The sequence below is a fragment of the Streptomyces sp. A0592 genome, from assembly GCF_004795115.1.
GTDB lineage: Bacteria > Actinomycetota > Actinomycetes > Streptomycetales > Streptomycetaceae > Streptomyces > Streptomyces erythrochromogenes.
Window position 1 is genome coordinate 20,602 of record NZ_SSBM01000032.1, and the last position, 21,503, is coordinate 42,104.

18 protein-coding genes and 1 pseudogene are annotated in these 21,503 nt (G+C 71.8%); 12 read left to right on the forward strand and 7 right to left on the reverse strand.

Going from position 1 to position 21,503, the window contains the following annotated elements:
- Positions 1–12: 12 nt before the first annotated feature.
- Positions 13–1,017, reverse strand: coding sequence for a 4-hydroxy-3-methylbut-2-enyl diphosphate reductase (locus E6U81_RS31295; protein ID WP_206310059.1), 1,005 nt, complete (start codon positions 1,015–1,017; stop codon positions 13–15).
- Positions 1,018–1,136: 119 nt separating this feature from the next.
- On the opposite strand from E6U81_RS31295, the gene E6U81_RS31300 reads away from it, so the two are divergent.
- The 5 genes and pseudogenes from E6U81_RS31300 to E6U81_RS31320 form a co-directional block, all read left to right on the forward strand.
- A complete protein-coding gene (locus E6U81_RS31300; protein WP_136233407.1) occupies positions 1,137–2,519 on the forward strand; it encodes an APC family permease in 1,383 nt (460 codons plus the stop codon).
- 33 nt (positions 2,520–2,552) lie between these two features.
- Positions 2,553–3,791 (forward strand): exodeoxyribonuclease VII large subunit, encoded by a 1,239-nt coding sequence (gene xseA / locus E6U81_RS31305; RefSeq protein WP_136233408.1) that lies wholly within the window; start codon positions 2,553–2,555, stop codon positions 3,789–3,791.
- 54 nt (positions 3,792–3,845) lie between these two features.
- Positions 3,846–4,064 carry an exodeoxyribonuclease VII small subunit gene (locus E6U81_RS31310; protein ID WP_030850355.1) on the forward strand — a complete coding sequence of 73 codons (219 nt, stop codon included), beginning with the start codon at positions 3,846–3,848 and terminating at the stop codon, positions 4,062–4,064.
- 98 nt (positions 4,065–4,162) lie between these two features.
- Positions 4,163–4,756, forward strand: coding sequence for a malonic semialdehyde reductase (locus E6U81_RS31315; protein WP_136233409.1), 594 nt, complete (start codon positions 4,163–4,165; stop codon positions 4,754–4,756).
- 200 nt (positions 4,757–4,956) lie between these two features.
- Positions 4,957–5,436, forward strand: a pseudogene (locus tag E6U81_RS31320) (hypothetical protein); the annotation flags it as partial.
- 73 nt (positions 5,437–5,509) lie between these two features.
- Here E6U81_RS31320 and E6U81_RS31325 read toward each other — a convergent pair.
- The gene (locus E6U81_RS31325; RefSeq protein WP_240804122.1) at positions 5,510–6,028 is read right to left on the reverse strand and encodes a DUF4245 domain-containing protein; all 519 of its coding nucleotides are present in this window, start codon (positions 6,026–6,028) and stop codon (positions 5,510–5,512) included.
- Between the two features lie 269 nt (positions 6,029–6,297).
- Here E6U81_RS31325 and glpX point away from each other — a divergent pair, with 269 nt between their 5' ends.
- Positions 6,298–7,329: a class II fructose-bisphosphatase gene (gene glpX, locus E6U81_RS31330; RefSeq protein WP_136233411.1), complete on the forward strand. Its 1,032-nt coding sequence runs from the start codon at positions 6,298–6,300 to the stop codon at positions 7,327–7,329.
- Positions 7,330–7,563: 234 nt separating this feature from the next.
- Here glpX and E6U81_RS31335 read toward each other — a convergent pair whose 3' ends face one another.
- Together E6U81_RS31335 and E6U81_RS31340 are read right to left on the reverse strand one after the other, a co-directional pair.
- On the reverse strand, positions 7,564–7,932 hold the full coding sequence (locus E6U81_RS31335; RefSeq protein WP_136233412.1) for a WhiB family transcriptional regulator: 369 nt from the start codon (positions 7,930–7,932) through the stop codon (positions 7,564–7,566).
- A 199-nt stretch (positions 7,933–8,131) separates the two neighbouring features.
- On the reverse strand, positions 8,132–8,794 hold the full coding sequence (locus E6U81_RS31340) for a DUF1707 domain-containing protein (protein ID WP_136233413.1): 663 nt from the start codon (positions 8,792–8,794) through the stop codon (positions 8,132–8,134).
- 157 nt (positions 8,795–8,951) lie between these two features.
- On the opposite strand from E6U81_RS31340, the gene E6U81_RS31345 reads away from it, so the two are divergent.
- Positions 8,952–10,616 carry a fumarate hydratase gene (locus E6U81_RS31345; RefSeq protein WP_168714785.1) on the forward strand — a complete coding sequence of 555 codons (1,665 nt, stop codon included), beginning with the start codon at positions 8,952–8,954 and terminating at the stop codon, positions 10,614–10,616.
- A 142-nt stretch (positions 10,617–10,758) separates the two neighbouring features.
- Positions 10,759–11,373 carry a hypothetical protein gene (locus tag E6U81_RS31350; protein ID WP_136233415.1) on the forward strand — a complete coding sequence of 205 codons (615 nt, stop codon included), beginning with the start codon at positions 10,759–10,761 and terminating at the stop codon, positions 11,371–11,373.
- On the opposite strand, the gene E6U81_RS31355 is transcribed toward E6U81_RS31350, so the two are convergent.
- Positions 11,374–11,730: a hypothetical protein gene (locus E6U81_RS31355; RefSeq protein ID WP_136233416.1), complete on the reverse strand. Its 357-nt coding sequence runs from the start codon at positions 11,728–11,730 to the stop codon at positions 11,374–11,376.
- 53 nt (positions 11,731–11,783) lie between these two features.
- On the opposite strand from E6U81_RS31355, the gene E6U81_RS31360 reads away from it, so the two are divergent.
- A complete protein-coding gene (locus E6U81_RS31360; protein ID WP_136233417.1) occupies positions 11,784–12,551 on the forward strand; it encodes a glycerophosphodiester phosphodiesterase family protein in 768 nt (255 codons plus the stop codon).
- A gap of 89 nt (positions 12,552–12,640) precedes the next feature.
- Here the strand turns inward: E6U81_RS31360 and E6U81_RS31365 are convergent, their stop codons facing one another.
- Positions 12,641–14,167, reverse strand: coding sequence for a ricin-type beta-trefoil lectin domain protein (locus E6U81_RS31365; RefSeq protein WP_136233418.1), 1,527 nt, complete (start codon positions 14,165–14,167; stop codon positions 12,641–12,643).
- Between the two features lie 108 nt (positions 14,168–14,275).
- Between E6U81_RS31365 and E6U81_RS31370 the strand changes: the two genes are divergently transcribed.
- The 3 genes from E6U81_RS31370 to E6U81_RS31380 all read left to right on the forward strand — a co-directional run bounded on the left by E6U81_RS31370 (position 14,276) and on the right by E6U81_RS31380 (position 19,049).
- On the forward strand, positions 14,276–15,679 hold the full coding sequence (locus E6U81_RS31370; protein ID WP_136233419.1) for a class II fumarate hydratase: 1,404 nt from the start codon (positions 14,276–14,278) through the stop codon (positions 15,677–15,679).
- Positions 15,680–15,791: 112 nt separating this feature from the next.
- On the forward strand, positions 15,792–16,511 hold the full coding sequence (locus E6U81_RS31375; protein ID WP_136233420.1) for a DUF402 domain-containing protein: 720 nt from the start codon (positions 15,792–15,794) through the stop codon (positions 16,509–16,511).
- A 306-nt stretch (positions 16,512–16,817) separates the two neighbouring features.
- Positions 16,818–19,049 carry a SpoIIE family protein phosphatase gene (locus E6U81_RS31380; protein ID WP_136233421.1) on the forward strand — a complete coding sequence of 744 codons (2,232 nt, stop codon included), beginning with the start codon at positions 16,818–16,820 and terminating at the stop codon, positions 19,047–19,049.
- A 71-nt stretch (positions 19,050–19,120) separates the two neighbouring features.
- Here E6U81_RS31380 and E6U81_RS31385 read toward each other — a convergent pair whose 3' ends face one another.
- Positions 19,121–21,400: a transglycosylase domain-containing protein gene (locus E6U81_RS31385; protein WP_136233422.1), complete on the reverse strand. Its 2,280-nt coding sequence runs from the start codon at positions 21,398–21,400 to the stop codon at positions 19,121–19,123.
- Between the last annotated feature and the right edge of the window lie 103 nt (positions 21,401–21,503).

Below are 21,503 nucleotides of genomic sequence, written 5' to 3' on the forward strand. Positions count from 1 at the left end.
GTACGAAACGAGTTACTTGTCGGCGACCAGTTCCGCGGCTTCGGCCCGCAGGTCGCGGCGGAGCTCCTTGGGCAGGGAGAAGGTGATGTGCTCCTCCGCCGTCTTGACGATCTCCACGTCCGCGTAGCCGCGCGCGGCGAGCCACTCCAGGACCTCCTCGACCAGGACCTCCGGCACCGAGGCGCCCGAGGTGAGGCCGACGGTGGTGACGCCCTCCAGCCAGGCCTCGTCGATCTCGCTCGCGAAGTCGACGAGGTGCGCGGCCTTCGCGCCGGCGTCCTTGGCGACCTCGACCAGCCGGATCGAGTTCGAGGAGTTCTTCGAGCCGACGACGATGACCAGGTCGGAGTCGGCGCCCATCACCTTGACGGCGGCCTGCCGGTTCGAGGTGGCGTAGCAGATGTCGTCGCTCGGCGGCGAGACGAGCAGCGGGAACTTCGTCTTCAGCGCGTCGACGGTCTCCATGGTCTCGTCGACCGACAGCGTGGTCTGCGAGAGCCAGACGACCTTCGACTCGTCGCGGACGGTGACCTTGTCCACGTCGTGCGGGCCGTCGACGATGGTGATGTGGTCCGGGGCCTCGCCGGAGGTGCCGATGACCTCCTCGTGACCTTCGTGGCCGATGAGGAGGATGTCGAAGTCCTCGTTCGCGTACCGGATGGCTTCCTTGTGCACCTTGGTGACCAGCGGGCAGGTGGCGTCGATCGTCGCGAGCTTGCCGCGCGCCGCCTCCTCGTGCACGACGGGGGCCACACCGTGCGCGGAGAACATCACGATGCTGCCCTCGGGCACCTCCTCCGTCCGCTCGACGAAGATGGCGCCCTTCCGCTCCAGCGTCTGGACGACGTACTTGTTGTGCACGATCTCGTGGCGGACGTACACCGGCGCCCCGTACTGCTCGAGGGCTTTCTCGACGGCGATCACGGCTCGGTCCACGCCCGCGCAGTAGCCGCGGGGCGCGGCGAGCAGGACACGGCGGGAAGCGGGAGCAGGGGCAGGAGCAGTCATAGCCTCCATCGTACGGGGGTCTCCAGCAGGCCGAACGTCGCCCGCTGCGCACAGACTGGCCGGGAGGTCCCGCGACGACGTCCCGCAGCGGGGTCCCGAGAACGTCCCACCCGTCACCCGGAGGACTGATGGTGTCCGCGACGGATTCCGGCAGGGCCCCGGCGCCCGCGGCACTGCGGCGCAGTCTCGGCTTCCGGGACTTGGTCGTCTACGGGCTGCTGTTCATCGCCCCGATGGCCCCGGTCGGGGTCTTCGGCACGCTCGACGCCAAGTCGCACGGCGCCGTCGCGCTGGTGTACCTCGTGGCGACCGTCGCGATGGCCTTCACGGCCTTCTCCTACGCGCAGATGGTGCGGGTGGCCCCGCAGGCCGGTTCGGTCTTCACCTACGCCCGCAAGGGTCTGGGCGAGGGGCCGGGGCTGATCGCCGGGTGGATGGCGATGCTGGACTACCTGCTGATCCCGGCGGTCGCGTACCTCTTCTCCGGGATCGCGATGAACGCGCTGGTTCCCGAGGTCTCCCCGTGGGTGTGGACGGCCCTGGCCGTCGTGGTGACCACCGCGCTCAACCTGTGGGGCGTACGGGCGGCCGCGCGGGTGGGTTTCGCCGTGCTGGTCATGGAGGTGCTGGTCCTGCTGGTGTTCGTGGTGGCCGCGGCGGTCGTGCTGGTCCAGGACGGCCCCCGGCGCGGCTGGCTCTCGCCGCTGACCGGGGACGGCTCGCTCGGCTTCAGCACGGCCGCGGTGCTGGGCGCGGTGTCGGTGGCGGTGCTGTCCTACCTCGGCTTCGACGCCATCGCCTCCTTCGCCGAGGAGGTGACGGGCGGATCGGAGCGCGTCGCGCGGGCGCTGCTGTTCTGCCTGGCGCTGGCCGGGACGCTGTTCGTCGTCCAGAGCTACCTGGCGGCGCTGCTGATGCCGGTGTCCGCGGCGGAGCTGGCGGCGGATCCGGTGCGGCAGGGCCCGGCCTTCTACACCGCGGCGGAGGCCTCGGTGGGCTTCTGGCTGCACGACCTGGTGGCGATCAGCAAGGCGGTCGGGGCGGCCTTCGCCGCCCTGGCGGGGCAGGCGGCGGCCGGCCGGCTGGTGTTCGCGATGGCCCGGGAGCGGCGGCTGCCGCGGGCGCTGGCGCGGACCTCGGACGGCACCCCGCGGGCCGCCCTGCTGGTGGCGGCGACCGTGACGCTGGTCGCCGCGGTGTGGGCGGCCCGGCGCGACGACGGGCTCGACCACCTGGTGTCGGTGGTGGACGTCGGGGCGCTGGTGGCCTTCACCCTGCTGCACGCCTCGGTGGTGGGCTGGTTCGTGGTCCGGCGCCGGGAGGGGCCGCCGAATTGGGGCAAGCACCTCGTCGTCCCGGTGCTCGGGGCGGCAGTGACCGTCACGGTGATCGTCGAGGCGTCCCCGACGGCCCAGCTGGTGGGCGCGGTCTGGCTGGCGGTGGGCCTGGCGGTGCTTTTCGCGCAGCGGGGCCGGCGGGACCTGCCCGGCGACACCGGCGGCGGGGCCTGACGCACTGTCGGCGGCGGCGGATAGCCTGCGCACATGGGTCTGAATACGTCGGCCGAGGCGCCGCTGCCGGTGGGTCAGGTGTCCCGGCTCATCGGGGGCTGGATCGAGCGCCTGGGCCAGGTGTGGGTGGAGGGGCAGATCACGCAGCTCTCGCGGCGGCCGGGAGCGGGGGTGGTCTTCCTGACGCTGCGCGACCCCTCGCACGACATCTCGGTCAGCGTGACCTGCTTCCGCCAGGTCTACGACGAGGTCGCGGACGTCGTGTCGGAGGGCGCGCGGGTCGTCCTGCTGGCCAAGCCCGAGTGGTACGCCCCGCGCGGGCAGCTGTCCCTGCGGGCGACGGAGATAAGGCCGGTCGGCATCGGCGAGCTGCTGGCGCGGCTGGAGCGGCTCAAGCGGTCCCTGGCTGCCGAGGGCCTCTTCGCCCTGGAACGCAAGAAGCCGCTGCCGTTCCTGCCGCAGCTGATCGGGCTGGTGGTCGGGCGGGCCTCGGCGGCCGAGCGCGACGTACTGGAGAACGCGCGGCGCCGCTGGCCGGCGGTCCGCTTCGAGGTGCGCAACGTCGCCGTGCAGGGCGTGCACGCCGTGCCGCAGGTGGTCCGGGCGGTCAAGGAGCTCGACGCCCTGGACGAGGTCGACGTGATCATCGTGGCGCGCGGCGGCGGCAGTGTGGAGGACCTGCTGCCCTTCTCCGACGAGGAGGTCGTACGGGCGGTCGCCGCGGCCCGCACCCCGGTGGTGTCGGCGATCGGCCACGAGCCGGACTCCCCGCTGCTGGACCTGGTCGCCGACCTGAGGGCGTCCACGCCCACGGACGCGGCGAAGAAGGTGGTCCCGGACGTCGGCGAGGAGCTGGAGCGGGTGAGGCAGCTGCAGGGCCGGGGGCTGCGCGCGGTGAACTCCCTGCTCGACCGGGAGGAGCGGGGGCTCGCGCACGCCCTGGCCCGGCCGGTCTTCGTCCATCCGCAGCGCATGGTGGAGATGCGGGAGGACGAGCTGGACGCGCTGCTGGCGCGCAGCAGGCGCACGCTGGGGCACCTGCTGGACCGGGCGGACTCGGAGCTCGCCCACACGCTGGCCCGGGTGGTGGCGCTGTCGCCGGCCGCGACGCTGGAGCGCGGGTACGCCGTACTGCAGCGGGCGGACGGTCACGTGGTGCGCTCGCCGCAGGAGGTGTCGGCGGGTGAGGTGCTGCGCGCCAGGGTCGCGGAGGGCACGTTCTCCGTGGAGGTCCCCCCGCAGGACGCGGAGGCGGCCGAGGCTTCGCAGTAGCGCCATACGGCCGCAATCACGCGGTCGCACGACACACAGAGGATGGATACGGGAATGACAGAGGCCGGAACGGCGCTGGGGTACGAGCAGGCCCGCGACGAGCTCATCGAGGTCGTCCGCAAGCTGGAGGCCGGCGGGACCTCGCTGGAGGACTCCCTCGCGCTCTGGGAGCGCGGTGAGGAGCTGGCGAAGGTGTGCCGGCACTGGCTGGAGGGGGCCCGGGCCCGGCTGGACTCGGCGCTGGCCGCGCGCGAGGCCGCCGAGGAGGAGTGATCCCGATCACGAGCACGCCGATTTAGTTGAAGATTCATCTATCTCGGCCGTAAAGTCATGGACATCGCTTCACCTCCGCATGGAAGAAGGCTTTCCCGATGTCTCTCGTTCTCGACCCCGCCGCTCAGGACCTGCTGTTCCGCGAGGCCCGCACCGCCAACGCGTTCTCCGAGGAGCCGGTCACCGAGGAGCAGGTCCAGGCGATTTACGACCTGGTGAAGTTCGGCCCGACCGCCTTCAACCAGACCCCGCTGCGCATCACCCTGGTCCGCTCCCCCGAGGCCCGCGAGCGCCTCGTGAAGCACATGGCCACGGGCAACGACGCCAAGACCGCGACCGCCCCGCTGGTCGCGATCCTCTCGGCGGACAACGAGTTCCACGAGGAGCTCCCGCAGCTGTTCCCGCACTTCCCGGCGGCCAAGGACGCGTTCTTCTCCGAGCGCCCGGTCCGCGAGCAGTCCGCCCTGCTGAACTCCGCCCTGCAGGCCGCCTACTTCATCATCGGCATCCGCGCCGCCGGTCTGGCCGCGGGCCCGATGACCGGCGCCGACTTCGGCGGCATCCAGAAGGAGTTCCTGGACGCCGACCACACCCCGATCATGGTCATCAACATCGGCAGGCCGGCCGCCGAGGGTGCCTGGTTCGACCGCTCCCCGCGCCTGGCCTTCGACGAGGTCATCACCACCGTCTGAGCGCCGCCGCAGGCACGCGGAACGGGCCGTGGCCCCCGGATCACCGGGGGCCACGGCCCTTCGCGTACGTCCGGCCGGCCGGCCGTACGCCCGTCGGCCCCGTCGGCCCCGCCCGCCCGTCTGGTCCGTACCGGCGGATCCGGGGCGGCGACGGCGTGGGACGGGCGCGGCGGACGCGATTGCTGCCACCCTCGTCGTCCATGGACGTCAGCACCTTCTACGCCCTGTTCTCCGCCACCTGCTTCACCCTGGTCGGCCTGTGGTGGAACGTCGTCCAGAGCCACCACGACTGGATGCGCGACCCCGCCCTGCGGCGCGTCGTCGGCGGGATCTACCTGTCGTTCCTGCTGCCCGCCCTGATGGGCCTGTTCGCCCAGATCGGCGGCACCGAGCAGCCGCAGGTCTGGCGGGCGGCCTTCGTCGTCCTCGCGGTGGTCGGCTGCGTCTGCACCCTGCGGCTGCTGGCCCGGGCGCGCGGCGACCGGTTCCTCATCTGGCAGCAGGCCGCCGCCGCAGTGCTCTACGCCCTGATCGCGGTGGTCGGGGCCTTCCCCGAGCTCGCCGAGCCGTTCGGGCTGCGGCCGATCCAGGCCGAAGCGCTGATGCTGATCGGCCTGATCGCGCTGGGGCACGCCCTCGTCTGGCGGTTCATGGCCGGCGAGGGCCGGGCCGACGAGGACGGGGCCACGGCCACCGGGGACCGGGCCGACGAGGACGGGGCCACGGCCACCGGGGACCGGGCCGTCGGACCCCCTAGCGGCCCTGCTTGAACTCCAGCGACGCCGCCAACGTGCCGAGCTGCTCGAACGAGGCGGTGCCGGTCACCACCGTGACGTAGCCCTGCTCCCGCCGCACGAGGGCGTCGTACTTCTCGCCGTCCCAGCGTTCCCAGGCCGTGTCGCCGACCTGCTGCGTCTGCCCGGAGGCCGTGGCCTTGTGGGTGACCCGCTCCAGGTACTTCACGGAGGTGTCGGTGGACTGCTCGACCGCGACGTACTGCTGCTCCGGGTCGAGGAAGCCCAGGTGCCAGGCGTCGGCCTTCTTGCGCTCGTACGTCACCGAGGTCGCGCGCCACTGCTCCGGGAGGCCCACGGGGGCGGCCACCGGGTACGGGGCCGCGCGCCGGGCCGTGATGGTCTCCACCCGGTAGTCGACCGTGCGCGTGGGATCGGCCTTGTCGTCATGCGGGACGAAGAGGTAGATCCCGGCGACGACGACGCCGATCACCGCCAGCGACCGGACCATGTCCCAGATCGTCTGCTTGCCTTTCATACCTGCCACGGCACCATCGTCCCGCATCACCGGGGGGCGATCACCGCCGGGGTCGCGCGGGCGCGGCGCGCGGCGCACCCTTGACTCGCCCCACCCGCTCCGGCCCGGCGCCGCCCGGTGCCCCGCCCGGGCGCAAGGCGTCCGCTCAGGACAATCGAATGACCGATATTCCGCTCATACGTGACCCGCCCTGCTCAATATGTCGACGTACCGATAGAGTTCCAGCACCCTCACTTCCCGGCCGTCGCCGTACAGAAAGGTGCGCTCCGATGACCGAGCACAACCTGCCGCCCCAGCTCGAAGTCTCTCCGGAGGCCCCCGACCGCAACCTCGCGCTCGAACTCGTACGGGTCACCGAGGCGGCCGCCATGGCCGCCGGCCGGTGGGTCGGCCGCGGCGACAAGATCGGCGCGGACGGCGCCGCGGTCAACGCGATGAGGACCCTGATCTCCACCGTCTCGATGAACGGCGTCGTCGTCATCGGCGAGGGCGAGAAGGACGAAGCCCCGATGCTCTTCAACGGGGAGCAGGTCGGCGACGGCACGGGTGCCGAGGTCGACATCGCCGTCGACCCGATCGACGGCACCACCCTGAACGCCAAGGGCATGCCGAACGCCATCGCCGTCCTGGCGGCCGCCGACCGCGGCACGATGTTCGACCCGTCCGCCGTGTTCTACATGGACAAGCTGGTCACCGGCCCCGAGGCCGCCGACTTCGTCGACATCAACGCCCCGGTCTCGGTGAACATCCGCCGGGTCGCCAAGGCCAAGGGCATGCACGCCGAGGACGTCACGGTCGTCATCCTGGACCGCCCCCGCCACGAGGGCATCGTCCGGGAGATCCGCGAGACCGGCGCGCGCATCAAGTTCATCTCCGACGGTGATGTCGCCGGCTCCATCATGGCCGCCCGCGAGGGCACCGGCGTGGACCTGCTCCTCGGCATCGGCGGTACCCCCGAGGGCATCATCTCGGCCTGCGCGATCAAGTGCCTGGGCGGCGTGATCCAGGGCAAGCTGTGGCCGAAGGACGACGCCGAGCGCCAGAAGGCCCTCGACGCCGGACACGACCTGGACCGCGTGCTCACCACGACCGACCTGGTCTCGGGCGACAACGTCTTCTTCGTCGCCACCGGCATCACCGACGGCGAGCTGCTGCGCGGCGTGCACTACCGCTCGGAGACCGCGACGACGTCCTCGCTGGTCATGCGCTCCAAGTCCGGCACCATCCGGAAGATCGACTCCACGCACCGCCTGTCGAAGCTGCGCGCGTACAGCGCGATCGACTTCGACCGCGCCCAGTAGCAGGCGGGGGCACAACGCGAGAGGGGCGGTCACCCTGTGCGGGGGTGACCGCCCCTCTCGCGTGTCCGCGTACGAGGCATGGAGGGCGGGGGACGCCGAGGGCGCCCGTGGCTGCCCACCGACCGTCCGTGGCGGTCCATGGCCATCCATGGCCATCCATGGCCGTCCATGACGTGCGACGCGGACCGCGGCCCGCCCGGTCGGCGACCGGCTCGGCCGGCAGGGACGACCGGCTCAGCCCGCCGCGGCTATGGAACCCGCGCCGGGGGCCTGCCGCAGCTCGGCGGAACGGCGCCGCATCCGGGCCAGTACCACCCGGCGCTCGGCCGCGGTGAGCCCGCCCCAGACCCCGTACGGCTCGGGCTGGAGCAGCGCGTGCTCACGGCAGGCGACCATCACCGGGCAGCGGGCGCAGACCCGCTTGGCGGCGTCCTCGCGGGAGAGGCGGGCGGCGGTGGGCTCCTTGGACGGCGCGAAGAACAGGCCCGCCTCGTCGCGGCGACACACCGCCTCCGCGTGCCAGGGGCCGTCCTCCGCCCTGGCCGGCACCCGCGGCTGCGGCACGGCCGATGGGCGTGCCCCAGGACCCTGAAGGCTCTTCACGGCGGCTACCTGCAGGGACTGATGCGGCGGATGCGGCACGGTCTACTCCTGACGACGTATACGTGAGCGAGAGACGACGCACCTGTCCCTACCCGCTGTACGCGCCCCTATGCACTGGGTGCCACCGGGCGCCCGGGGTTCGTCCGAAACGAGACCCTCCGCATCCGGATGCGCCGCCGCCCCGCCCCCGGCCGCCGTCTCAGCCGTCGAGGTGCTTGCGCAGCTTGCGCGCCAGGTCGACCAGGCGGGCGCCCAGCTTGGGCCGCGCCTCGATGTTGCCGAGCAGGGAGAAGCCCCGGACGATCACCACCGGCGCCTGCGGGTCGGTCTCGCCGCGGCCCTCGCCGCGCACCTCGAAGTTGCCGAGGACCCCGCTGCCGTAGCCGCGCAGGGTGACGTTCTCCGGGACCAGGACCTCGACGTTGCCGAGGACGCACGTCACGTTGATCTCGGTGACCTGCTGCTCGAAGACCGCCTGGGTGAGGTCGATGGTGATGTCGCCCATCACCGAGACCGCGCGGGTGTGCGCGCCCGGCCGCCAGCGGCCCTTGCGGCTGGAGCTGCTGCACACGGCGACGATGGTCTCGGCGGCCGGGCCGGCGGCCCCCGCGTACGCGGACGCGACCGGGGTGTGGACGCCGCCGGGCGCGGGCAGATCCCGTACGAGCTGTTCCAGCTCGCCGACGGTCTTGACCGCATACAGCGTGTCCAGGCGCTCGGAGTGCTCCTCGGCGGTCAGCCTGCCTTCGGCGAGGGCATCGCCGAGGATCTGCGCGATCCGGTCCCGGTCGGCGTCGGAGGCGCGCAGCGCGGCGGGGCCGGGCGCGGGGGCGGGGGCGGCGGGGTGCTTTTCCAGGTCCACGACGCCAGCATAGCGAGACACGATAGATCGCGATACTACCGAGTCCGGCCGACTGAGCCTTACCTCACAAACACACGCCGGGCGGGAGGTTCTACGCTGGTGGACTGCGCTGCCAATTTGGTCGTCAGTGCTGTCTGCCGAGTGAGGAATGGCCCCAATGCCGGAGTTCGCGTACACCGACCTGCTGCCCCTGGGTGAGGACACCACCCCCTACCGGCTGGTGACCGCCGAGGGTGTGTCCACCTTCGAGGCTGACGGCCGTACGTTCCTCAAGGTCGAGCCGGAGGCGCTGCGCAAGCTCGCCGAGGAGGCCATCCACGACATCCAGCACTTCCTGCGCCCCGCGCACCTCGCGCAGCTGCGCCGGATCATCGACGACCCCGAGGCCTCCTCGAACGACAAGTTCGTGGCGCTCGACCTCCTCAAGAACGCGAACATCGCGGCGGCCGGCGTCCTGCCGATGTGCCAGGACACGGGCACGGCGATCGTCATGGGCAAGCGCGGCCAGAACGTGCTGACCGAGGGCGGGGACGAGGCGGCGCTCTCGCGCGGCATCTACGACGCCTACACGCGGCTGAACCTGCGCTACTCGCAGATGGCCCCGATCACCATGTGGGAGGAGAAGAACACCGGCTCGAACCTGCCCGCGCAGATCGAGCTGTACGCGACCGACGGCGGCGCGTACAAGTTCCTCTTCATGGCCAAGGGCGGCGGCTCGGCCAACAAGTCCTTCCTCTACCAGGAGACGAAGGCGGTCCTCAACGAGGCCTCCATGATGAAGTTCCTGGAGGAGAAGATCCGCTCGCTCGGTACGGCGGCCTGCCCGCCCTACCACCTGGCGATCGTGGTCGGCGGCACCTCCGCCGAGCACGCGCTCAAGACCGCCAAGTACGCCTCCGCGCACTACCTGGACGAGCTGCCCCGTGAGGGCTCGCCGCTGGGCCACGGCTTCCGCGACGAGGCCCTGGAGCAGCAGGTCTTCGAGCTGACCCAGAAGATCGGCATCGGCGCGCAGTTCGGCGGCAAGTACTTCTGCCACGACGTCCGCGTCGTGCGCCTGCCCCGCCACGGCGCCTCCCTGCCCGTCGCGATCGCCGTGTCCTGCTCGGCGGACCGCCAGGCCACCGCGAAGATCACCGCCGAGGGCGTCTTCCTGGAGCAGCTGGAGACGGACCCGGCGCGCTTCCTGCCGGAGACCACGGACGAGCACCTGTCGGAGGCCTCGGACGTCGTCTCCATCGACCTGAACCAGCCGATGGACGACATCCTGGCGACCCTGACCAAGCACCCGGTCAAGACCCGCCTGTCGCTGACCGGCCCGCTGGTCGTGGCGCGCGACATCGCGCACGCCAAGATCAAGGAACTGCTGGACTCGGGCGCGGAGATGCCGCAGTACCTGAAGGACCACCCGGTCTACTACGCCGGCCCCGCGAAGACCCCCGAGGGCTACGCGTCGGGCTCCTTCGGCCCGACCACGGCCGGCCGCATGGACTCCTACGTGGAGCAGTTCCAGGCGGCGGGCGGCTCGAAGGTCATGCTGGCCAAGGGCAACCGCTCGCAGCAGGTGACGGACGCGTGCGGCGCGCACGGCGGCTTCTACCTGGGCTCGATCGGCGGCCCCGCGGCCCGCCTGGCCCAGGACTGCATCAAGAAGGTCGAGGTCCTGGAGTACGAGGAGCTCGGCATGGAGGCCGTCTGGAAGATCGAGGTCGAGGACTTCCCGGCCTTCATCGTGGTGGACGACAAGGGCAACGACTTCTTCCAGAATCCGGCCCCCGAGCCGACGTTCACCCACATTCCGGTGCGCGGTCCGGGCCTGTAGCACCGCTCTTGCGACGAGGGGTCCTCTGCCGATCGGCAGAGGACCCCTCGGGCGTTTGTGCCGATCGGCAGATGGAGCCGGGGGCGTCGGACGACGAGGCTCTTCCCGTAACCAAAATCGCTTTGGAGCAAGGGAGTTCACGATGAAGAACCGCACGCGCGCCCTGGCTGTCGCCGGATCCGCCGCCCTGCTGGGCACCCTGATGGCGGCCGCCCCCGCGCCGGCGGCCCCGGCCGCGCCGAAGGTCGCCTCGGTGCACGGCGGCGGCACGGTGCACTACCCCTACGTGCCCGCCTCGCACGACATCCGCTTCACGGTCGACGCCGAGTCGGTGCCGTGGAGCAGGCCCCTGAAGGGCGAGAACCTGGAGCAGGGCCTGCCGACGGACGCACGCGGCCGGGTGACCGTCTACCACGCGATGCCGGAAGAGAACTTCACCGCCGTCGCCGAGGCCGAGGTGGACTGCTTGGTGACGGGCGGCAGGACGGCGACGGTCACCGCGGTGGTCAAGAGCGCGAACGTCGACGGCTGGGTGGGCAGGCGGATCGGCCTCAGCGTCCAGGACGGCGAGCGCGGCGGGCCCGACCGCGTCGGCTTCTCGTGGGGCATCGTGAACGTCGACGCGAAGCCCGACGGCTCGGTCGCCCAGCCGACGGTGGGCACCTGCATGGCCCCGGCGCCCTTCACCGAGGTCACCAAGGGCGGCTACAAGGTCACCCCGGCCCCGCTGGCCCCCCGGCCGAAGCCTCAGCCGTAGTCACGGCGCCGCGGCCGTGAGGTACCGGGCCTCTACGGGGGTGGCCCGGTACCCCTCCGCCCGCGCGGCGACGACCTCGGCGATGCTGAGCCCGTACACCCGGCGCAGCAGCGCGATCGGCACCCCGTCGGGCCCGCCGACGGGCAGGCGGACGGTGCCCTCCCGGGCGAGGACGCGCTCCCGGATCCAGGGCGGGGGGACGCCCCGGCCGCGCTCGCAGGCCTGGAAGGGGTGGCGCGTGCAGGCTTCGTAGGCCTCCCGGCGCAGCTCGCCGTCCACGATGGACTGCCATTCCTCCCGGACGCATTCCTCACAGGGCTCGCAGTGCAGGACCGCGTACATCTGCTGTTCCGCCATCCGGGCAGCATGCGGTACCGGGGCGTCGGGCGCATGCGGATAACGTCGGGGGCATGACGCACACGCACCTCCGCACCGACCGCGCCGTCCGGGTCGTCGCCCATCGCGGGGCCTCCCACGAGCACCCCGAGCACACGCTGGCCGCCTACCGGCAGGCCATCGCGGACGGTGCCGACGCCCTCGAATGCGACGTACGGCTGACCGCCGACCGCAAGCTGGTCTGCGTCCACGACCGGCGGGTGGAGCGGACCTCCGACGGGCGCGGGGTGGTGTCGGAGATGACGTACGAGGAACTGTCCGCCCTGGACTTCGGCAGGTGGAAGGGCGAGGAGCACCACGGGGCGCAGGTGCTGCTCTTCGAGGACCTGCTGAAGGAGGCGCTGGCAGCCGGCCGGCCCGTCGGGCTGGCCGTGGAGACCAAGCACCCCACCCGTGCCGGTGGCCGCCTGGAGGCCGAGCTCGTACGGGTCCTGGGGGACCACGGGCTGGCGGACGGCTCGGCGGGCCTGGTCGAGGTGATGAGCTTCTCGCGCAACGCCCTGATCAGGCTGAACCGGCTGGCGCCCGGTCTGCCCGCCGTCTACCTGATCGAGCGGCGGCTGCGGCCGTTCCGGCCGCCGTTCGCGGGGCATGCCGGGCCGGGTATCGACCTGGTGCGCAAGGATCCGGGGCTGGTGGGGCGGCTGAAGGCCAAGGGGCTGCGGGTGCGGGTGTGGACGGTCGACGAGCCGGAGGACGTGGAGCTGTGCGTGCGGCTCGGCGTGGACACCCTGATCACCAACCGGCCGCGCGAGGTGCGGGTGTACCTGGACTCCCTGTGACCGCTGCCGCGAGGGCTACGGCCACGGCCACGGGAACACCCGGCCGGGGTGCGCCGGCCGGGCGTGGGGGGTCTGGTGGTGCGGGGCGGTTATGTGAAGCGCTGGTGCGCGGATCCGTTGCAGCTCTGCAGGCGCAGCGGTTCGTGGGCGGCGGCCACGGTCAGGCACATGCCGGGGGCGGCGGCGGGGCGCAGGGTGGCGCCGTCGCGGACGAACTGCTGGTTGGCTCCGCCGTGGCAGTTCCAGATGATCAGGCCGGTGCCGGAGCCGTAGTTGGCGCCGGGGGCGTCGAGGCAGCGGTCCTGGGTCAGTTCGATGTGGACGGACTTGCGGGCGGTGTCGTACCACCAGCCCTGGTTGCGGCCGCCGTGGCAGTCCCAGCCGACGATCTTCGTCTCGTTGGCGCTGGAGCCGCCGAAGGAGTCGAGGCAGTTGCCGGTGGCCTGGTTCCTGAGCGGTGTGAACCTGTCGTCCCAGGCGCCGGCCTGGAGGACGGGCCTGCCGGTGCTCGCGGGGTCGGCGCAGGAGGCCTCGCGCAGGCCCGAGTCGTAGAGCTGGGTCAGGCAGGACGCGAAGGCCCCGTGGCCGCGGTAGTTGGGGTGGAAGGACTGGCGGGCGGTGTTCTCGTCCCAAGGGAAGTGGTCCCCGAGGTCCAGGTAGAGCCCGCGGGCCCAGGTGTCCTCCATGCAGACCTCGTGGCCGTGGAAGAGCCGCGAGTTGTCGAGGTAGATCGCGCCGGAGGCCAGGGCCGCGGCGCGCATGCCCTTCTCGAAGGTGGGGACGGCGTAGTTGCGGCCCCAGGTGGCGTCCGAGTCGTAGCCGGCGCAGCCTCCGGGCAGCTTCCCGGGGAAGTTCGGGTTGTCGTGGAAGTCGGGGCCGATGGGGCTGGGGTAGCCCATCACGACGAGCTTGTAGTCGGCGTCGGCGTAGCCGGCGTCGCGCATGACCGTCCTGAGGTCCGCGACCGTCGCTTCCACCTTGGGCCTCAGGCCGTCGACGCGGGCCTGCCAGCCGGGGGCGTACTTGGGCTCGCAGGTGCCCTGGCTGAGGATCCAGCGGGTGACGCAGTCGGTCATGACCGGGCCGAACTGCAGGTCGTCGTTGGCCCCTGCGACCAGCAGGACCATCTTGATCCTGGTGTTGCGGGCCTTGATGGCGAGGCTGTCGCTCTGCACCAGTTCGTCGGCGTACTGCTTGCTGCCGCCGATCCTGATGTTGCCGGTGTAGCCGCCGGAGCAGGCGACGTTGAAGGTGAGGTCGGCCGGGATGCCGGTGCGGTGGATCGCGGCGTCGGGCGAGCGGTGGCACTGGTTGTTCGGCGTGTTGGTCGCCGGGTCGTAGTTGCCGACGCCCTCGCCGGAGATCTCGCTGTCGCCCAGCGAGATCAGGCCGGTCCTGCGGTCGGCCTGGGGGCGCACGGCGGGGTCGCCGTAGATCTTGACGGCTTCGGCGGCGCGGATCGCCTCCAGTTCGGGCGAGAGGGGCGTGACGACCCCGGAGGTGGTGGCCGCCTGGGCCATGGGGGTGCCGGCGGTGACGCCCCCCAGGGCGGCCGCGAACGCCGCGACGGCGGCGAAGGTAGATCTGAGCATGGGTTTCGTGCGGGCACGTGCCATGGACGCCTCCCCGGATATCGGTGTTACCCACGGTATTTACTGGTCAGTAGGGGAGTTGGGAACACTTACAACAAGAGAATTGCTCAACTTTTTTAGGAGGCAACAGACATGACAGACGATCAACAGACCGACGGTTTCCGGACGGAACACGACTCCATGGGCGACGTACGGGTGCCGGTGCACGCCAAGTGGCGCGCACAGACCCAGCGCGCGGTGGAGAACTTCCCCCTCTCGGGCCAGCGGCTGGAGCGCGCCCACATCGGGGCCCTGGCCCGGATCAAGGCCGCGGCGGCCCTCGTGAACGCACGCCTCGGCGTGGTGGACCAGGACGTCGCCGACGCCATCCGGTCCGCCGCCGCCGAGGTCGCGGACGGGCGCTGGGACGACCACTTCCCCGTGGACGTCTTCCAGACCGGGTCGGGGACCTCTTCCAACATGAACACCAACGAGGTCATCGCCACCCTGGCCACCGAGCGCCTGGGCCGGGACGTGCACCCCAACGACCACGTCAACGCCTCGCAGAGCTCCAACGACGTCTTCCCGTCGTCCATCCACATCGCCGCCACCGCCGCCGTCGCGAACGACCTGGTCCCGGCGCTGGAACACCTCGCCGCCGCGCTGGAGCGCAAGGCGGTCGAGTTCGACCGGGTGGTCAAGGCCGGCCGGACCCACCTGATGGACGCCACGCCGGTCACCCTCGGCCAGGAGTTCGGCGGCTACGCGGCCCAGATCCGCTACGGCGTCGAACGGCTGCGCTCGTCCCTGCCCCGCCTCGCCGAACTCCCCCTGGGCGGGACCGCGGTGGGCACCGGCATCAACACCCCGCCCGGCTTCTCGGCGGCGGTGATCGCCGAGGTGGCGGTCGCCACCGGGCTGCCTCTGACGGAGGCGCGCAACCACTTCGAGGCCCAGGGTGCGCGGGACGCCCTGGTGGAGACCTCGGGGATGCTCCGCACGGTCGCCGTCTCGCTCACGAAGATCTGCAACGACCTGCGCTGGATGGCCTCCGGCCCGCGGACCGGATTGGCCGAAATCAGCCTCCCGGACCTCCAGCCCGGCTCCTCGATCATGCCCGGGAAGGTCAATCCGGTGGTCCCGGAGGCCGTCCTGATGGTCGCCGCTCAGGTCATGGGCAACGACGCCACCGTCGCGGTGGCGGGCGCGGCCGGCAACTTCGAGCTCAACGTGATGCTCCCCGTGATGGCCAGGAACCTCCTCGAATCGATCCGGCTGCTGGCCGGCGCCGGCCGCCTGCTGGCCGACCGCACGATCGACGGGATCACCGCCGACGAGGCCCGGGCCAGGGAGTACGCCGAGTCCTCGCCCTCCGTGGTGACCCCGCTCAACCGCTACATCGGCTACGAGGAGGCCGCGAAGGTCGCCAAGAGGTCTCTCGCCGAGCGCAGGACGATCAGGGAGGTCGTCCTGGAGTCCGGCTACGTGGAGCGTGGCGACCTCACCCTGGAGCAGCTCGACGAGGCCCTGGACGTCCTGCGCATGACGCGTCCCTGACCGGCCGTCGCCGCCCCCGGGGCGGGGGCCGGATCCGGTCGTTCGTCGTCCACGAACCGCTCCGTGACCTGCACCGCAGCGGGCGTACGGGCCCCCGCCCTAAGATCTGCGCATGACAGGTACCTTCAAGCCCGGGAGCGGCCGGGCGCCGGGCGCGCAGCCGAGTCCCGCGCGCGGCACGCGCTGGGCGCCCGGGGACCAGATCCTGTGGCGCTACCGCGACCACGCCCCGGGGCCGAAGGGCGCGGTGCACATCTGCCGCCCGGTGACCGTGGTGCAGGACACGGACGAGATGCTCGCCGTCTGGATGGCCCCCGGCACCGAATGCGTCAAGCCGGTCCTGGCCGACGGCACCCCCGTCCACGAGGAACCGCTCGCCACGCGGTACACCGCGCCGCGCACGACCGTGCGTTCGCGCTGGTTCGGCGGCGGCGTCCTGAAACTGGCCCGTCCCGGGGACCCCTGGTCGGTCTGGCTGTTCTGGGGACCGGGCTGGACGTTCAAGAACTGGTACGTGAACCTGGAGGAGCCGCGGTCGAGATGGGCCGGTGGAGTGGATTCCGAGGACCACTTCCTGGACATCGCCGTCTACCCCGACCGCAGCTGGAAGTGGCTGGACGAGGACGAGTTCGCCGAGGCCCAGCGGTCCGGCCTGATGGACCGTGAGCAGGCCGGGCGGGTGCGGGAAGCAGGCCGTGCGGCGGTCGCGGTGATCGAGGAATGGGGTGTTCCGTTCTCGGCCGGATGGCAGGACTGGCGGCCGGATCCGGCCTGGAGAATTCCGGTCCTGCCCGAGGACTGGGACCGCACCCCGGCGCATATGACCTCATGAGACCCTTGATGCGCCCCCGGGGTTCAAACGTAGGATCGTCCTCCGCGAGGTCGCGCACGCGGGACGGTGCGGTCGGGACGCGCATCGACAAGTGTCTTTCTGTACACGGGATCTGACCGGAGGTCGGCACACGAGGAGTAGCGACGAGGGGGCGGGGGTCCGCCCGGGGAGCTCCCGGCCTCAGGTCGGGGAGAAGTTCGAGCGAGGAACCTCTGGGTGATGGTGCCCGGGCCGCTGAGCGGGTATACCGCGACTGACCGAGTTGAGTGCAGCGCACATCGAGCGCAAACGGACGGAATTCCACGCGTGACGGAGTACCCCACCTCCCAGGAGGGCCCGCAGCCCGTCGCCTCCGGCGGAGGTACGGACGAGGCCGGCCACGGCAAGGCGCCCATCGCCGCCACCGAGGCCGTACGCACGCATGCCGCGGGCGGCGGCGCCGGCCCGGCGGCCGAGCCGGGCGCCGCGGCCGCGGCGGCGGCTTCCGACGTACGGGCCGCGCGCTCGGCGGCGGGCTCCGCCTCGGGACTTCCCCGGCCGCGCGGAGCGGCGTCGGCGGAGGTTCCGGCCGCCGCGGGCTCGGGCCCGGGCCAGGACCACGACAACGCCCGTCCCCGGGAGGCCGAGGACGCCCACGGCGCCACCGCCGCGCCCGCGGGGCCCGGGCCGGGCCCGGCGGGCGGCGGGAGCGGCCCGGCGGGCCTCCAGGGGGCCGGCGGGTCCGCGCCGGCGGGCGGGGGCGGTCCGGACGTGACCGCCGCGCGCCGCGAGGGGGACCGGCTGCGCTTCGTCGGCGCCGCCACCCGGCGGATCGCCCGCGGCATCGACCTCGACGAGATCGTGCTCGGCCTGTGCCGGGCCACCGTCCCGACCTTCTCCGACGCCATCCTCGTCTACCTGCGCGATCCGCTCCCGGTGGGCGACGAACGGCCCGTCGGCCCGGTCGTTTTAAGGCTGCGCCGCACCGACCGGCTCCGGCCGATCGACGACCTCACCGACATCAGCAGCACCATCGGCGCGGGGATGGACCTCGCCGGGGCCGCGGGGGCCACCGGCGAGCTCGACTTCAGCCAGCTGCCGCTGGTCGGACCGCAGGGCGACCTGCCCGCGGCCGAGCTGTGCGAGATCCGGCCCGGCGGTGCGCTCGCCGAGGTGCTGCGCGGCGTACGGCCCGTCTTCGGGTCCTCCGCCGCCGCCCGGGCCGCGCTGCCCGAGCTGCTCGGCCTGGACCATCCGCTGCCGCGCGGCAACCGGGCGGTCCTCGCGCCGCTGCGCGGCCGCCGCCGGGTGATCGGCGCCGCCGTCTTCCTGCGCAGCCCCGAGCGTCCGGCCTTCGAGCAGAACGACCTGCTGGTCGCCGCCCAGCTGGCCACCCACACCGCGCTCGGCATCGACAAGGCGGTCCTCTACGGCCGCGAGGCGTACATCGCCGACGAGCTCCAGCGCACCATGCTGCCCGACAGCCTGCCGCAGCCCACCGGGGTGCGGCTGGCCTCCCGCTACCTGCCCGCGGCCGAGACCGCCCGGGTCGGCGGCGACTGGTACGACGCCATACCGCTGCCCGGCAGCCGGGTCGCGCTCGTCGTCGGCGACGTCATGGGCCACTCGATGACCTCCGCCGCGATCATGGGCCAGCTCCGCACCACCGCCCAGACGCTGGCGCAGCTCGACCTGCCGCCCGCCGAGGTGCTGCACCACCTGGACGAACAGGCGCAGCGGCTCGGTACGGACCGCATGGCCACCTGCATGTACGCCGTGTACGACCCCGTCGCGCACCGGATCACCATCGCCAACGCCGGCCATCCGCCGCCGGTGCTGCTGCACCTGGGCGGCCGGGCCGAGGTGCTGCGCGTACCGCCCGGCGCCCCCATCGGCGTCGGCGGTGTGGACTTCGAGGCCGTGGAGCTGGACGCGCCCGCTGGGGCCACCCTGCTGCTCTACACCGACGGCCTGGTGGAGTCGCGCCTGCGGGACGTGTGGACCGGCATCGAGCAGCTCCGCGAGCGCCTGGCCACCACCGCGCAGCTGACCGGCCTGGACCACCCGCCGCCGCTGGAGGCCCTCTGCGACGACGTGCTGGACATGCTGGGCCCGGGCGACCGGGACGACGACATCGCGCTGCTCGCGGCCCGGTTCGACGGCATCGCGCCCAGTGACGTCGCGTACTGGTTCCTGGACCCGGAGGAGACCGCACCTGGCCGGGCCCGGCGGTTCGCCCGCCGGGCGCTGACCCGGTGGGGCCTGGAGGAGCTGAGCGACTCCTTGGAGCTTCTGGTGAGCGAGGTCGTCACCAATGCCGTCCGGTACGCGGAGCGGCCCGTGACGCTGCGCCTGCTGCGTACGGACGTGCTGCGCTGCGAGGTCGGCGACGACTCCCCGCAGCTGCCCCGCCAGCGCCGCGCGCGGGACACCGACGAGGGCGGCCGCGGCCTGTTCCTGGTCAACCGGCTGGCCCGGCGCTGGGGCGCGACGCGGCTCAGCAGCGGAAAGGTCGTCTGGTTCGAACTCCCGCTGCCGGGGTCGGGCGAGCGGCGCTGACCGCCCGCGGTCCGAACCTGTGAAACGCCGCCGCCCCGCAGCCGAAGAAGGCTGCGGGGCGGCGGCGTTTTTCAGTTGTTGCCCGGGTCCTGGCCCAGGATCGGCGGGTCCGGCGGCTTGGGGCCGTTGGTCTTGGTGGCCGTGGCCGTCGGGGACGTCGTCCCGGTGGGCGTGCCGCCCGTCTTGGTCGTGGTGGGGGTCGGCGACGTCTGCGTCGGCGACTGCGTCGGGCTGTTGGTGACGGCCGGCGGGCTGGAGGACTGGCTCGGCGAGGCGGACGGCGAGGCGCTGCGGGACGGCGTCTGCACGGCGCCCATGTCGGCCTCGGTCAGCTGGAACTTGCCGGCGCTGCCGCCCTTGAGGGCCGCGGTGGTGTACGCCTTCCAGATCAAGGAGGGGAAGCTGGAACCGCCCAGACGGCCGAGGCCGGCGGTGCCGGTCAGGGTGACCTGCTTGGCGGTGCCGGGCTCCTCGCCGAAGATCGCGACGACGGTGACCAGCTCGGGGGTGTAGCCGGCGAACCAGCCGGAGAAGTTGTTCTCGGTGGTACCGGTCTTGCCCGCTGCCTCATAGGCGCTGCTGCGGACCTTGCTGCCGGAGCCGTTCTCGTCGTTGACGACGCCCGTGAGCACCTTGGTGACGGTGTCGGCGGTGCGGCGGCTGATGGCCTGCGTGCCGATGGGCTGGACGGGCTCGACCTCGCGGTCCTTGTGCTCGGCCTTCTTGACGATGGTCGGCGTGACCTTCTTGCCGTGGTTGTCGAGGGTGGCGTAGACGGCCGCCATCTCCACGGTGTTGGCGCTCATGGTGCCCAGCGCCATGGCCGGCTTGTCCGCGGGCCAGCCCTCGCGGTCCTTCATACCGATCTGGAGCGCCGTCTTCTTCACGTTGGGCGGCTCGACGTCGACGATCATCTGCGCGTAGACGGAGTTCACCGAGGAGTTGGTGGCGTCCTGGACCGTCATCATCGGCTCGCCGAAGTTCTTGTTCTCCTGGTTCTGCGGGGCGAACGGGATGTCGCTGCCGACGACGGGGCGCTTGCTGGTGCCGTCGTAGAGCGCGTGCGGGGTGATCGGCTTGCCGTCCTGGGTCTTCGACCCGTTCTCCAGGGCGGAGGCCAGCACGATCGGCTTGAAGGTCGAGCCCGGTTGGTAGTCCTTGCGCAGGGCGTTGCTGGACCAGTGGTCCTTCAGGCCGGTGCCGCCGTACATGGCGACGATGTGGCCGGTCTTCGGGTCCACGGAGGTCGCGCCGGCCTGCACGCTCTGGTCCTGGGGCCGTCCCTTGGTGTCCTTGCGGTCGAGCTTGGACTCCAGCTCCTCCTGGACGGCCGCCTCGAGCGCTTCCTGCTTCTTCGGGTCGATGTTGAGCGTGAACGTCCAGCCGCCCGCGTCGATCAGCTTCTTCTCGACGCCCTGGGCGTTCAGCTCGGCCTCGGCGGCCTGGACCAGGTAGCCCTTCTGGCCGTCCATGCCGGCCGGCGGCTGGGGCTGCATCGGCTCCGCGAACGCCATCTGCTGGCGCTTGGCCTCGTCCAGCTTCTTCATGTCGACCATGTTGACGAGGGTCGCGTCGTAGCGGATCTTGATGCGCTTCTTGGTCTCGTCGCTGGCGGTCGACCAGTCGTACTGGCTGGGCGCCTGGACGAGGGTGGCCAGGTAGGCGCCCTGTTCCAGCGTCAGCTTCTCGGCGTCGACGCCGTAGTAGGCCTGGGCCGCGGCCTGGATGCCGTAGGCGCCGCGCCCGAAGTAGCTCGTGTTGAGGTAACCCGCGAGGATCTCGGGCTTCTTCATGCGCTGGTCGACCTTGAGGGAGATCACCAGTTCCTTGAGCTTGCGGGTCGGTGTCTGATCCTGCGTCAAGTAGTAGTTCTTGACGTACTGCTGGGTGATCGTGGAGCCACCGGCCTTGCCGCGCCCGGACGCGGTGTTCCACAGACCGCGGGCCAGACCCTTGAAGTCGACGCCGCCGTCGCTGCGGAAGGACTTGTTCTCGATCGCGATGAACGCCTCCTGGACGTCCATCGGGATCTTGTCGATCGGCAGGATCTCGCGGTTGACCTTGCCCTTGGTGGCCATGATCGTGCCGTCGGAGTACTTGTAGACGTTGCTCTGCTGCAGCGCCTGCTTGTTCGGGTCCGGCTCTTCCACGTAGAAGTACAGGGCGACCAGCGCGCCCATGCCGAGCAGGGCCAGCGTGAAGAACGTGCCCAGGATCTTCTTCCAGGTGAAGAAGCGGCGTATGCCGGTGCGCTTGCCGGTACCCCCGCTCCCCTTGGCGCCCTTCGCGCGTCCGCTCGGCGCCCGCCGCGCACCGCGCTGCTGCGCCTTACGCACTTCTGCTCGGCCCATCGCTCCCGCTCCGCTCGATTACCCCCCCGACGTCAACTCAGAAAGCTAACACCGCAGGCTGTGACAAAGATTGGCCAATTAGGACTATTACCGGTCATTTCGG